Origin of the sequence: Rouxiella aceris (genome assembly GCF_012933545.1) — a bacterium.
Taxonomy (GTDB): Bacteria; Pseudomonadota; Gammaproteobacteria; order Enterobacterales; family Enterobacteriaceae; genus Rouxiella; species Rouxiella aceris.
The window spans coordinates 67147-79498 of record NZ_JAADJU010000014.1; the positions used below are offsets into that span (position 1 = coordinate 67147).

The following is a 12352-nucleotide window of genomic DNA, read 5'->3' on the forward strand; positions in this document are numbered from 1 at the left end:
AAACATGGCTAAAGGTGTTCGCGAGAAGATCAAGCTGGTTTCTTCTGCTGGTACTGGTCACTTCTATACCACCACGAAGAACAAGCGTACTAAGCCGGAAAAATTGGAACTGAAGAAATTCGATCCAGTTGTCCGTCAACACGTGATCTACAAAGAAGCTAAAATTAAATAATTTTAGTGGATTATCTAAAAACCCGGCCTTGGCCGGGTTTTTTTATGCCCGTAGAATGGCATGACTATGGTTGAAACATTGGATGCGGGAGAGGCTATGCCAGAATTACCAGAGGTAGAAACCAGTCGGCGGGGCATAGAACCCTATCTGGTTGGCCATACCATTATGCATGCCGTGGTGCGTAATAGCCGCCTGCGCTGGCCGGTGTCACAAGAAATCATGGCGTTGAGCGACCAACCGGTACTGAGCGTACAACGACGCGCCAAGTATCTGCTGGTGGAGCTGAATAGTGGATGGATTATCATTCATCTCGGCATGTCCGGCAGTTTGCGTATCCTGGCGGAAGAGACCGAACCTGGCAAGCATGACCATGTGGATCTGGTGATGGATAGCGGCCATGTGCTGCGCTATACCGATCCTCGCCGCTTTGGTGCCTGGCTGTGGTGTCAGGACCTGGCAGGCAGCAGTGTGCTGTCACATCTCGGGCCAGAGCCGCTAAGCGAGGATTTTAACGCCGAGTATCTGCGTGACAGATCCAAAAACAAGAAGTCAGCCATTAAACCCTGGCTGATGGATAACAAACTGGTGGTGGGGGTCGGCAATATCTACGCCAGTGAATCGCTGTTTGTGGCCGGTATCTTGCCCGATCGCCCGGCAAACTCGCTGTCATTGGCCGAGTACGCGCTTTTGGTGGCGACCATTAAGGCGGTGTTGCTCCGCTCCATTGAGCAGGGGGGGACCACGTTGCGGGATTTCTTGCAGTCAGACGGCAAGCCGGGCTATTTTGCTCAGGAGCTTCAGGTTTATGGCCGTGCCGGGGAGGCCTGTCGCGTTTGCGGTACGCTGATTGAAAGCAGCAAGCATGCGCAGCGCAGCACTTTCTTTTGCCGTCGCTGCCAGCATTAACCTGCCGCGATCTTCTCGAGCAAGGCCTTGGTGATTGGGGCCGGAAGGAAGGGCGTGATATCCCCCCCATGTCGCGCCACTTCTTTGACTAACGACGATGAAATAAACGACCACTCTTTTGACGGCATCATAAATACGCTTTCCAGCGTCGGCATCAGATGGCGATTCATATTGGCCAACTGCATTTCATATTCAAAATCCGAGACAGCGCGTAAACCGCGTACCAGGATATTGGCCTGATGCTGTCTGGCAAAGTCTGCCATCAGTGAGCTAAACCCCATCACCTTCACCTTGGGCAAATGGGCCGTCGCCTGGCTGGCCAGCGCTACCCGCTCATCGAGGGTGAACAGCGGCTTTTTGCTTGGGCTGGCGGCGATAGCCAGGATCACCTCGTCGAACATCAGCGAGGCCCGGGTCACCAAATCCAGATGACCGTTGGTAAAGGGGTCGAAAGTACCGGGATAGATTGCCTTGGTGCTCATGATGGCTCACTTTTTTGCAGTTGATGGCTAAACGCCCACAGGGCCGCATACTTGTTGAAAGTATACTGGGCATTCACCCCGGCAAGCACCAGCCCCTGTTTACCATCAAGAAAACCGGCGCGCAGGATCCAGGTTTTAAAAAACGCCCCCAGCGTATGGCTGATAATGGCAAAGTAGCTGCAGCGCTTGCCTTGCTGGTAACGCTGTTTGGCCCAGGCTTCGGCGTAGTTCATCTGTTTGCGCTGAAAAGCGAAAAAATCACGGCAGGTAAGGTGCAGCAGATCGCCGTCGAGATCGACAATTTTTGCCGTGCCGGTATTCAGCGACTCATGGACAAAATCATCGTTGTAGCGGAATTTATCGGCTTTATACAGGCGATTGACGCGATCGGGATACCAGCCGCTGTGGCGCATAAAACGACCCAAAAACAGATTGCGTCGGCCAAGCCGGTAGACAGTATGTTCATCGGGTTGTTGCAGGCAGCGTTCAATGGATTGACGCAGTTCGGGCGAAACCCGCTCGTCGGCATCGATCATCAAAATATACTCGCCGCTGGCGTGTGTCTGCGCCAGTTGTCGCTGTTTACCAAAGCCTTGCCAGTCAGTGTTGGCAAATACCTTGGCGCCAAGACTGCGAGCCAGTTCCTGAGTACCGTCACTGCTGCCGGAATCGAGCAGGATGATTTCGTCTGCCCAGTCGACCGATTGCAGACACTCTTCCAGCAGTGAGGCTTCGTTTTTGGCGATCAGCACCACCGACAGGCGTTTTTTGACAGGCATCAGTGACTCCGAATAGGAAGATAAGGCTCCATCAGTTGCAGCAGACGCTGTAATGCCCCCTGATTTTGGCGCAGTACCTCAACCGCATGGCGACCATAGTATAAACGATAGTCTTCATCGGTCAGCAGCGTGGAGATTTCTTTCACCAACGAGGCGCTGTCGCTGACGGTAATCAAGCCGTCGGCCTGAGCCAGCTTGGCGCAGATATCTTTAAAGTTAAAGGTATGTGGACCCATCAGCACCGGAATGGCGTGGGCGGCGGCTTCAAGCGGATTGTGGCCGCCGCGCTCAACCAGGCTGCCGCCAACAAAGGCGAGATCGGCAATGCCATAGAGCAGCATCAGTTCGCCCATGGTATCGCCAATCACCACCTGAGTTTGCGCGGTAGGTACTTCCCCGCTGCTGCGCTGAATAAAGGTCAAACCGGCTTTTTGCGTCAAGTCACAGGCCACCGGGAAACGCTCCGGATGGCGCGGCACTAAAATCAGCAGCAGGGTAGGAAAGGTTTTCAGCAGCTCGCGGTGGGCGGCGAGCAACATGGCCTCTTCGCCTTCGTGGGTGCTGGTGGCGATCCACACTTTGCGGCGCGAGGCCCACTGGCTACGCAGGGTCAGTGCGCGCGCTGCCAGTTCGGGAGTAACCGAGATATCAAATTTCAGGCTGCCGGTTACCGCCAGATGCGATCGTTTCAGGCCAAGGCCAATAAAACGTTCGCCGTCTTCGGCATTTTGCGCGGCAATCAGGGTGATTTTTTTCATCACCCCCTGAATAAACTTGCCCAGCTTGCCATAGCCTTTGGCCGAGCGTGCGGAAAGACGCGCATTGGCGATCACCAAAGGGATCTCACGCTTATGCAGGGCGGTGATTAGATTGGGCCACAGTTCGGTTTCCATAATGATCACCAGCTTGGGGCGAACTTCATTAAGGAAGCGATTGATTGAGCCAGGCAGATCGTAAGGCAGGTAGACGTGATTCACATCTTTGCCAAAGGCGGATACCGCGCGTTCCGAGCCGGTAGGCGTCATGGTGGTGACGGTGATAGGCAGCGAAGGATAGCGGTGGCGCAGCGCGCGCACCAGCGGCACGGCGGCCAGCGTTTCGCCAACGGAAACCGAATGCAACATAATGCCGTCCGCCACCACTTTACCTCGACAAAATCCATAGCGCTCCGCCCATCTTTTACGATAAAGCGGGGCTTTGCGACCACGCATCCAGAGACGGACCCAGATCAGTGGCTGGATGAGGTAAAGAAGAACGGTATACAGCGTTTGTAACATAATTTCCGTAAAATCTGATGGTAAAGGCCGAATTCTAAGTTTTAACCGAGGCTAAAGCTATCATTTATTCGTCGTTGCCGTGGAGCTACCAGGAATCAACAGGATAGCGATCCTGTTTCTCCCTGGTGCTGTTCGCCGCAGACGACTTGGTTTGTCGCTAGGGGTTTTTTATCAGACTGCTATATTGCTGGCAAATCGCCAACAGGTCAAAACGCGCCAGGCGTGTGCGGTCGATAAGCGGGGGATTTTCGTAGATATCACGGATCCTGTCGGCCAGCGCCGGGGCGTTGAGGTCTGCCAGGCCGCGCGCCAATTCACCGGTGAGAATTTCTGCCGGTCCTCCCGGACAGCGGGTGCTGACTACTGGCGTATTGAGCAGTAGCGCCTCAACCAGCACATTGCCAAAGCCTTCGCTGTCGGAGCTTAAAATCAACTGGGCTGCGTGGCGAATATAAGGATAAGGGTTGGCCTGAAAACCTTTAAAAATCACGCGTTCGGCCACACCTAATTGGCTGGCCAGCGCCTTGAGTTTCTCTGTTTGTGCTGGCGTTCCCTGTCCGACCAGCAGCAACGGCGCGCTGACGCCACTTTGCGCGTAGGCCTCAATCAGCCGGTCATGGCGCTTGCCTTCATGAAAACGCCCGACGTGGATCAGGTAATCCATCCCGGCCATCTCACAGGGTTGCTCTGCCGCTTGCTCAATGGCCTCGATATCAAAAGGATTATAAATCACCCGCAGCTGCGAGGGCGTCAGGTTGAACTGCTGCTCGATATCATCGGCGACCGCCTGCGACACCGCCACCAGATTACGTTGCTGATAGACCGCTCTGATTTTTCGCTGTTTTAGCCAGCGGTCAAAACCGCGCCGATGGCCAAGATAAGAGCGTGAAAACATACCATGCAGACAGAACCACACTTTTTCCGTGGCTAGCACCCGGCTCTTGGCCACAATGCGATCGGTCTTATGCAGATTGGATAATACCAAATCAAAGCTACCGGCAGCCTGTAGCGCTTTATCAAGCTGCGCGGCGCGGCGGGACAGCTCGGTCAGTTTGCGCCAGGGTGTGCGACAGTGGTCGGCGATTAATTGATAATCCAGACCGGCAGGCAACGGATAGTGGCAGACGTCACGCAGTGAAAACAGTGTGACCTGCTGGCCTTGACGCAGCAGGCCTTCGGCAAGGGTCAGCACCACTTTTTCAGCACCGCCGCCCGGCAGGCCATCAATAATAAACAGAATGCGCATCAGCCAAGCAACTCCTGATACAGAGAGATTAGTTGCGAAGAAAGGCGCTGTGGCGTGCTGTCGAGCACTCTTTCTCGCGCTTTTTCGCCTTGCAGCGATCCTAACGCCTGGTGTGGCAGAGCCATCACCGCCTGCTGTAACGCCGCTATATCCAGGGCATCACACACGTAGCCATTGACGCCTTGAGTAATAAATTCGGCACCGCCGCAGGTTGGCGTGGTGATCACCGGCAGTCCACAGGCCATGGCTTCTAAAATGACGTTGGGAAAAGGGTCGTACAGCGTTGGCAGCAGCAGTGCATCGGCCATTTGATAAAAGGCCAGCGTCTGGTTTTGCATACCGAAGAAATGCACCCGCTGGCTACAACCCAAGGTGGCACAAAGCGCGCGATAGCGTTTCTCGTCTTTATCTTTACCCACCACCAGCAGATGGCGATCGGTATTGGCCACCGCTTTTATTGCTGCCGCCAGCCCCTTGCGCTCAAAACCGGAACCGACATAGATCAGGCAACTGGCCGCCACCGGGATGCCATATTGCAGACGCAGCGCATGGCGTTCGGCTTCGCCTGGGGGTAAAAAACGCTGGCTGTCGATGGCGTTGTAAATCACGTGGATCTTGGCGGCGGGTACGGCAAATTCGCGGATAATTTCCTGTTTCACCATCTCGGCATTGCAAATCACCGCTTTCAGCTCGGGAGCAGCATACATTTGCTGTTCCGCCTGCATCACATAACGGTGATAACGGTCGGCAAACAGCTGTTTGCCTTTCCAGCCGGGTAATACTCTCGCCCGCTGTTCCAGCCAGCGGCGATGGACGCCATCCCCGGCACGATACAGATCGCAACCCGGAATACGTTCATGGCTCTGCACCAAATCGAAGGCTTCTTGCTGCCACAGACGGCGGGCGGCATTGGCGAAGCCGCGTTCGCGGCTGATGCGGCCCCATTTCCAGGGATCGCACAGGTGGACTTTCCAGCCGGGTTTAATCTCGCCCTGCCACTGGCGGGTGATCACATTTAGCTCAAGATCCTGACTGTCGAGGGCTTCCAGGGCGCGGGAGACAAATCTTTCTGCCCCGCCATCGGGACGATACTTTTGGCGAACCAGCGCCAGTCTGAAATGCTTCATGGGAGTAACCTTTCTGCCGCCGCAATGACTACCTCGGTGGGGATCGCGTCGAGATAGCGCTGGTCGGTATGAGTATCGATAGCATCGGGATCGGGCAAGGGGCCAAAATCACCGGCCCAAATCACTTCGCCTTTTGCCTGCCAGGGTTTCCAGAACGTCAGTTTTGACGGGCCAAACAGCGCAACCAGCGGCGTTTGCAGCGCAGCGGCCATATGCATCGGCACGGAATCGACGCCGATAAACAGTGCGGCCTGGTCAATTAGGGCCGCCAGTTGGCGCAGCGTTAGCTTTCCGGCCAGTGAAATGACATTTACCTCGGGACAGAGCGCGAGAATGCGCGCCACCATCTCCAGTTCACGCGGATCGGGTCCGGCGGTGACGACAATGGGGTAGCCTTTGGCCGCTAAAGCAGCAAAGGTTGCCGCCATTTTCTCTTCGCTCCAGCATTTGAAAAACCAGCGGGAAGTGGGCTGTACCACGATAAAGGGGATCTTGACTCGGTTGTCCAGCAGCAGCTGATCCACCACCTGCCTGTCTTGCGGGGCATAGCTCATGGTGGCAGTACTGACCAGGGGCTGCAGATGCAATGGTGCGAGGATCGCCAGATTTTGTTCGACGGTATGCAGAGTCTGATGGTCAGCGGTGCTAATCAGTTGCGTATGGCAGAAGGGCCAGATCTTGCCGCGACGTTTAGGGAAATCAAATCCCAGACGGACAGGCGCGCCGGTACAGCGCGTCACAATCGCACTGCGCCACTGGTCGGCAAGATTGATCACCAGGTCGTATTTGCGCTGCATCAATTGCCTGACCAGCCTGATTTCGTGCGCCATATGCGCGCGGACACCCTGTTTTTTCCACTGACGATCAATGGTAAACAGCTGGTGGAGAGCCGGATGGCTGGCCAGCATGTCCCGGGTTTCGAGATACATCAGCATATCAATTTCGGCATCAGGATAATGCTGATGCAGCGTATTGATCACCGGCGTGGTCAACAACATATCGCCGTGATGACGGAGTTTGACAATAAGAATACGCTGCGGTGTTTTCGAGGTTGGCGTCGCTGAAACCTGAGTCATCTTTTAATCGCTATTCAAGGATTTAGGCATATGCCGATTATCTTTTCTATTGCAGGTTCGCAGGCGGACTGGCGATCGGGGCCGACGCTATGCTTGCAATCTATTGGCTATAGATTCTAATGGACCCGGAAGAATGTGGCTACTCTTCCAGACCTTTCTTGCCTTGGGGGGAAAAATGTCAAAGAATAGACAACAAAATTGATTAATTGTTGTCGAATAACCAGCTTATTTTGGTTTTCCTGAAGAGATACTGGTTGCTAACTTCACCATGATTCTGGAAAACGTCATCATGTTTTCATCGGGCATTTTTTTATGAAAAAACCGGCATTTATTATCACAATTGATACCGAAGGCGACAATCTTTGGCAAAATCACGACAGTATCTCCACGGAGAACACGCGATATTTGCCGCGTTTTCAGGCGCTTTGTGAAAAATATGCTTTCAAGCCTGTGTATCTCACCAACTATGAGATGGCCATGGATGCGCAATACGTTGAATTTGCCAGCGATGTGATCCGCCGCGATGCCGGTGAAGTCGGGATGCATTTGCATGCCTGGAACAGTCCGCCGCTCACGCCATTAACCGCTGATGACTGGCGTCATAAGCCCTATCTGATTGAATATCCCCAACAGCAGATGCGAGCCAAAGTCGACCATATGACTAAGCTGCTGGAAGATGCCTTCCAGACCAAAATGCGCAGTCATCGCGCCGGGCGCTGGGCTTTTAACGAATATTACGCCGCGCTGCTGCTGGAATATGGCTATCAGGTAGATTGCTCGGTGACCCCGCACGTCAACTGGGCATTTTCCCCGGGTGATCCGCAAGGCGTCGGCGGCAGCGATTATCGGCATTTTCCCAGCGAGGCCTATTTTATCGATCCGGCAGATATTCGCCGTGCCGGTCAATCACCACTGCTGGAAGTGCCGATGAGCATTCATCTCAAGCATTCAGCGCTGATGAACCGCCTGAAACAGGGCTACGATGCCCTGCGGGGTAAACAACGCTCGCCGTCTGCGTTGTGGCTGCGGCCAGCAGGTGGCAATCTGGAAAAAATGAAAGCCGTTGCTGCGCGTAGTCTGGCTAATGGGCAAGATTACGTGGAATTTATGCTGCATTCGTCGGAGTTTATGCCAGGCGGGAGTCCGACCTTTAAAAATGATGCGGCAATCGAAGGTCTTTATCGCGACCTCGAACAGCTGTTTAGCTGGCTGAGCGAACGCACAGTAGGGTTAACATTGTCAGAATATTATCAGCGGAAAGTGAATTAAGATGGCTAAGAAGTGGAAAACAGCTTTGGCAAACAAGGTATTACAGTTGTACACCTTGTTTTCTGGTCGATTAAAACCCCGCGATTCCTTTGAGCCCACGCGTATCTTTACCAGTATCGTTATCTATTCGACTACGGCGTTGGGGGATTTGATGTTTAATACTCCGGCGATCCGCGCGATAAAAAATCGTTATCCCCACGCTTTTATTACCTTGGTATCCAGCCATAAAAACAAAGGCTTGGTGGCCAATAGTCGTTATTTTGATGATGTGATCTACTGGGATGAAAAAGTACGGGATATCGGCGGGGTGATTAAGGCGCTACGCAAAAACCAACCCGAGCTGGCGGTTATTCTGCATTCCAAACCACCTTATGACGTGATCAGCGCCGTACTGTCGGGCTGCGAGTATGTGGTCAAAGACGTCTATGGCGATCGGCCCAGTGGAATCGAGCCCTGGCTGGCACATTATATTACCGGCTTCGATGGTCATCTGATCCAGCGCAAACTCAATCTGCTGGCGTTGTTGGGTTGTGACAGCAGCAATAAAGAGATGTTTATCCCCGTTGATTTTCCGCTGATTGAAAAAGAATCCGGCAAAATTACTATCGGTTTTCAGATGGGGGCCTCCGAGAAATTGCGTTGCTGGCCGGTGCCAAAGTTTGTTGCGCTGGCAAAATCGCTGCTGGCCCTGGGACCGCAATATGAAGTGGTGTTGATTGGTACGCAAAAAGAGAAGGACCATGAACAAGCCTTTCTCGCGGCCTTGTCAGACACGGAAAAACAGCGCGTGGTCAGCTATATTGCCAAAACCAGCCTGCCCCAACTGCTGGGCATTATCAAAAATATGGACGTGCTGGTCACCGGTGATACCGGACCTCTGCATTTGGCCGTGGCGCTAAAAACCAGAACCGTCAGTCTGTTTGTCACCGCTGTTCCCAAATATACCGGGCCGTATCAGGATCCCCAACTGCATGAAATTATGTGGGTGTCGGCCGAGGTGGAAAGTCTGGACGCAACAGTCAAAGAACAGCCGCTGGATATTATCTCTGCCGAAGAAGTTCAGCAGCGGATCACCACGCTGTTGCCAACGAACTGATTAGCCAAAAACCTGGTGATAATCGGCCTTCTCAAAGATCTGGCTTGAGATGGCACTGTGTACTGACAGGTTAACCACGCGGATATTTTTCTTTTTTAATACCTGGCTGGCATGAGTAAAGGCCGGAACGATTAAATCTTCGAGGTTTTCCGCCAGGAAGGTGGGCAGTTTATTGTTTTCGGCTTCGTAGAACCTTGGTTTGTTGAAGTTATTCATATCCAGGCCGACGATATACATTTCGCTGAAACCCAGATAGGCGGCGATTTGCAGCGCCCAATAGGCGACGGTGCCGGCATCAAATACACCATGACGGATATCGGTGGTAAAGCCAATATCCGGTCTGTTTTCAGCAAATGAGGCGCTGCGCACATTGGCATAGCAGCGTCCCAGTTCGCTGGCCGGTATCTTCGGCTGAAAGATTTTGAACGCGGCATCTTCGATTAGCGCCAGCCGACAGCGGATCCTGGCCAGGGAAAGTCGGTCAATAATGCGGGCAATGCCGTGGGCGGTGGTAAACAGTGTCAGCTGTGGATCGGCCACAATTTCGGCAATCATTTCCGGACGTTGGTCAAAAAATCCCATATCGACAATCACATAGAATCTGAAATCGACGACGTTACCTAATGACCAGGCGCCGTTTACGCCCATGGCAGGAAAGCTGGCGGGCGTTTTAAAGCGAATGTCTTTTACCGAGGGGCCGGTGGCGGTCAGCATGATCGGCCCACTGTGCGCCGCAGCTAACGAGGATAAATCTACAATAGGTACTGTCTGACCACGAAAGTTAAGACTGATAATTTCTCCGCTGGAAGCGCGGGAAATTCGCATATAGGGCCACAGATTTTCATTATGCCGAAAAGGACGCTTGTGCGTATAGCGATAGAGTTGTTTAAAAAAAGATCCCACGACTCATTCGCTCCTTATCCAAAAGATCTTTTACCTGAGCGGCGGTGATAGCTGACATCGCCTTACCCTGCAGCGGACGACAGGTCGTCTGATTTTGTCCGTAGCCGCCGATCAGGCCCGGATCTGTGGGGCCGTACAGGGTAATATTGGGCCGATCGAGGGCCGCGGTCAAATGACTCAGGCCGGTATCCACCGAGACCACAGCCTCGGCACCAGCCAGGATAGTCGCCACTTTTTCCAGACTCAGTTTGGGTAATACATCGACCTGATCAAACCCCTCCGCCAAACGCAGCGCTCGCTGATGTTCATGCTCGGCTCCCCACGGCAGCTTAATGCGTAACGGCGTAGAGGCCAACAGACCAATCAACTGCCGCCAGTTTTCTTCCGGCCAGTGTTTATCGTCGCGAGTGGTGGCATGCAGAAAGACCAGATACTTTTCGTGGTCGGCTGGCAAGGTGGCAAGAAACCGTGAGGCAATGGCGTAATCACCCTGGGTTGTCGGTTTCTGATAGCCGAGGCTTTTGGCAAACAGCTCGCGAATACGTTCAACCGCATGCTGTTTTTTCTCAACATGATGTCTTATATCGTAGAACCAGCTGGCAAAGGGTTCGCGGGCGCTTTTGCTGTCCAGCCCATGTTTTTTGCCTTTGGCCATACGGGTGACCAGCGCTGCGCTTTTCACCAGGCCTTGTGCATCAATAATCACGTCGTAAGTGCGTGATTGCAGCAGGCGTTTAAAGTCACAGCGCTGTTGCCGCGTTTCTGCACCAAACCAGTGTTTACGCCAGCGACGGATCGCCACCGGGATCACCCGATCGACCGCCGGATGCCAGCTCGGTATTTGCGCGAAACCTTCTTCTACCACCCAGTCGAAAGTGATGCCCGGCAGCGCCTGCATGGCATCAGTCAACGCAGGAAGCGTGTGTAAAACGTCACCCATCGACGACGTTTTAACAATTAAAACCCGCATTCCCGCTCCTTGGAGGTAACCAGCAGTTGTTGCAGCTCGCTGAACACCTGTGTGGGTTGAATATCTATCAGGCTTTGATGGTAGCCCTCGGCGGCATCGCCTTTACGTATTTTGTGATAGCCACTAATTAGTCGGATCACGCGGGCCTGATGGCTGAGCGGTGGCGTAAAATCGGGACTGCTCGGGCCATAGAGTGCCACCAGCGGTTTATCGAGCGCCGCGGCCACGTGCATCAGGCCTGAATCATTGCTGACTACTGCCTGGCAGGCGGCGATTAATACCACTGCCTGGTCCAGCGTGGTTTTCCCGGCGATATTCAGGCAGTGATCCACGGCATCGGGCGGCAGCAACTGGCGAATATCTTCACCGGCGGTATGGTCTTTGTTCGAGCCAAACAGCACGATTTGATAGCCTGCTTCAATCAGCATGGCGGCGAGGCTGGCATAGTGATAGTGCGGCCAGCGTTTGGCCGGACCGAACTCTGCCCCGGGACAAAAACCAATCAGCGGACGTTCGCCGGTGAGGGCAAAAGACTCTTTGACCGTGGTAATTTCGGTCTGATTGACACTGAGCTTTGGCCAAAGTATCGGCGGCAAGTCGGCGGCGGATTTTATCTGTGCCGCCGGATAGCCGAGCGCAGCGTAGCGCTGGACCATTAGCGGAAAGGCGGCCTTGTCGAGGGTACGCAGATCATTGAGCAAGCCGTAGCGCATTTCACCACGCCAACCGGTGCGTTTGGGAATGGCGGCAAAAAAAGGCACCAGGGCCGACTTGAATGAATTGGGCAGCACAAACGCCTGTTGATAGGCCTCCTTGCGCAACGCGATCCCCAGGCGACGACGTTCACCCAGTTCGAGTGCCCCGTGACCTAACGGCATCGCCAGCGCCTGAGTGACCTCAGGCATCCTGTCGAGCAGTGGACGGCACCATGCAGGTGCCATCACATCAATCTCGGCCTCGGGATTATTGGCTTTGATCGTGCGGTACAAACTCTGCGACATCATCATGTCGCCAACCCAAGAGGGCCCAATGACCAGCGTTTTCATCGC

The 12352-nt window shown here is 53.8% G+C and carries 13 protein-coding genes; 4 read left to right on the forward strand and 9 right to left on the reverse strand.

The window, feature by feature from the left end:
- Nucleotides 1-4: 4 nt before the first annotated feature.
- The gene (gene rpmG / locus GW590_RS21575) at nucleotides 5-172 is read left to right on the forward strand and encodes a 50S ribosomal protein L33 (RefSeq protein WP_004392084.1); all 168 of its coding nucleotides are present in this window, start codon (nucleotides 5-7) and stop codon (nucleotides 170-172) included.
- A 96-nt stretch (nucleotides 173-268) separates the two neighbouring features.
- Nucleotides 269-1078, forward strand: coding sequence for a bifunctional DNA-formamidopyrimidine glycosylase/DNA-(apurinic or apyrimidinic site) lyase (gene mutM / locus GW590_RS21580; RefSeq protein ID WP_169405138.1), 810 nt, complete (start codon nucleotides 269-271; stop codon nucleotides 1076-1078).
- Here mutM and coaD read toward each other — a convergent pair.
- The 6 genes from coaD to rfaQ form a co-directional block, all read right to left on the reverse strand.
- The gene (gene coaD, locus GW590_RS21585) at nucleotides 1075-1560 is read right to left on the reverse strand and encodes a pantetheine-phosphate adenylyltransferase (protein WP_169405139.1); all 486 of its coding nucleotides are present in this window, start codon (nucleotides 1558-1560) and stop codon (nucleotides 1075-1077) included. The two genes, mutM and coaD, sit on opposite strands and share 4 nt — an antisense overlap.
- The gene (locus GW590_RS21590) at nucleotides 1557-2339 is read right to left on the reverse strand and encodes a glycosyltransferase family 2 protein (RefSeq protein WP_169405140.1); all 783 of its coding nucleotides are present in this window, start codon (nucleotides 2337-2339) and stop codon (nucleotides 1557-1559) included. Before GW590_RS21590 ends, coaD begins: the two co-directional genes overlap by 4 nt.
- On the reverse strand, nucleotides 2339-3616 hold the full coding sequence (gene waaA, locus GW590_RS21595; RefSeq protein ID WP_169405141.1) for a lipid IV(A) 3-deoxy-D-manno-octulosonic acid transferase: 1278 nt from the start codon (nucleotides 3614-3616) through the stop codon (nucleotides 2339-2341). Before waaA ends, GW590_RS21590 begins: the two co-directional genes overlap by 1 nt.
- Nucleotides 3617-3773: 157 nt before the next feature.
- Nucleotides 3774-4862, reverse strand: a complete 1089-nt coding sequence (locus tag GW590_RS21600; RefSeq protein ID WP_169405142.1) for a glycosyltransferase — start codon at nucleotides 4860-4862, stop codon at nucleotides 3774-3776.
- A complete protein-coding gene (locus GW590_RS21605) occupies nucleotides 4862-5989 on the reverse strand; it encodes a glycosyltransferase family 4 protein (RefSeq protein WP_169405143.1) in 1128 nt (375 codons plus the stop codon). The genes GW590_RS21600 and GW590_RS21605 overlap by 1 nt, the downstream gene beginning before the upstream one ends.
- Entirely contained in the window at nucleotides 5986-7065 is a 1080-nt protein-coding gene (rfaQ, locus tag GW590_RS21610; protein ID WP_169405144.1) for a putative lipopolysaccharide heptosyltransferase III, read from the reverse strand. Before rfaQ ends, GW590_RS21605 begins: the two co-directional genes overlap by 4 nt.
- A gap of 312 nt (nucleotides 7066-7377) precedes the next feature.
- Between rfaQ and GW590_RS21615 the strand changes: the two genes are divergently transcribed.
- Both GW590_RS21615 and GW590_RS21620 read left to right on the forward strand, forming a co-directional pair.
- Complete coding sequence (locus GW590_RS21615) at nucleotides 7378-8334, forward strand: polysaccharide deacetylase family protein (RefSeq protein ID WP_169405145.1); 957 nt, start codon at nucleotides 7378-7380, stop codon at nucleotides 8332-8334.
- 1 nt (nucleotide 8335) lies between these two features.
- A complete protein-coding gene (locus tag GW590_RS21620) occupies nucleotides 8336-9430 on the forward strand; it encodes a glycosyltransferase family 9 protein (protein ID WP_169405146.1) in 1095 nt (364 codons plus the stop codon).
- Here GW590_RS21620 and GW590_RS21625 read toward each other — a convergent pair whose 3' ends face one another.
- From GW590_RS21625 to rfaF, 3 genes are read right to left on the reverse strand one after another with little or no spacing between them, the layout of a single operon-like run.
- The gene (locus GW590_RS21625) at nucleotides 9431-10333 is read right to left on the reverse strand and encodes a sugar glycosyltransferase (RefSeq protein WP_169405147.1); all 903 of its coding nucleotides are present in this window, start codon (nucleotides 10331-10333) and stop codon (nucleotides 9431-9433) included.
- Nucleotides 10317-11303, reverse strand: coding sequence for a lipopolysaccharide heptosyltransferase RfaC (gene rfaC, locus GW590_RS21630; RefSeq protein ID WP_169405148.1), 987 nt, complete (start codon nucleotides 11301-11303; stop codon nucleotides 10317-10319). Before rfaC ends, GW590_RS21625 begins: the two co-directional genes overlap by 17 nt.
- Entirely contained in the window at nucleotides 11291-12349 is a 1059-nt protein-coding gene (gene rfaF / locus GW590_RS21635) for an ADP-heptose--LPS heptosyltransferase RfaF (RefSeq protein ID WP_169405149.1), read from the reverse strand. The genes rfaC and rfaF overlap by 13 nt, the downstream gene beginning before the upstream one ends.
- Nucleotides 12350-12352: the final 3 nt, after the last annotated feature.

Excerpts from the sequence above, each read along its gene's own strand:
- rpmG (WP_004392084.1), top strand. The coding sequence starts at position 5 with ATGGCTAAAGGTGTTCGCGAGAAGATCAAGCTGGTTTCTTCTGCTGGT.
- mutM (WP_169405138.1), top strand. The coding sequence starts at position 269 with ATGCCAGAATTACCAGAGGTAGAAACCAGTCGGCGGGGCATAGAACCC.
- coaD (WP_169405139.1), bottom strand. The coding sequence starts at position 1,560 with ATGAGCACCAAGGCAATCTATCCCGGTACTTTCGACCCCTTTACCAAC.
- GW590_RS21590 (WP_169405140.1), bottom strand. The coding sequence starts at position 2,339 with ATGCCTGTCAAAAAACGCCTGTCGGTGGTGCTGATCGCCAAAAACGAA.
- waaA (WP_169405141.1), bottom strand. The coding sequence starts at position 3,616 with ATGTTACAAACGCTGTATACCGTTCTTCTTTACCTCATCCAGCCACTG.
- GW590_RS21600 (WP_169405142.1), bottom strand. The coding sequence starts at position 4,862 with ATGCGCATTCTGTTTATTATTGATGGCCTGCCGGGCGGCGGTGCTGAA.
- GW590_RS21605 (WP_169405143.1), bottom strand. The coding sequence starts at position 5,989 with ATGAAGCATTTCAGACTGGCGCTGGTTCGCCAAAAGTATCGTCCCGAT.
- rfaQ (WP_169405144.1), bottom strand. The coding sequence starts at position 7,065 with ATGACTCAGGTTTCAGCGACGCCAACCTCGAAAACACCGCAGCGTATT.
- GW590_RS21615 (WP_169405145.1), top strand. The coding sequence starts at position 7,378 with ATGAAAAAACCGGCATTTATTATCACAATTGATACCGAAGGCGACAAT.
- GW590_RS21620 (WP_169405146.1), top strand. The coding sequence starts at position 8,336 with ATGGCTAAGAAGTGGAAAACAGCTTTGGCAAACAAGGTATTACAGTTG.
- rfaC (WP_169405148.1), bottom strand. The coding sequence starts at position 11,303 with ATGCGGGTTTTAATTGTTAAAACGTCGTCGATGGGTGACGTTTTACAC.
- rfaF (WP_169405149.1), bottom strand. The coding sequence starts at position 12,349 with ATGAAAACGCTGGTCATTGGGCCCTCTTGGGTTGGCGACATGATGATG.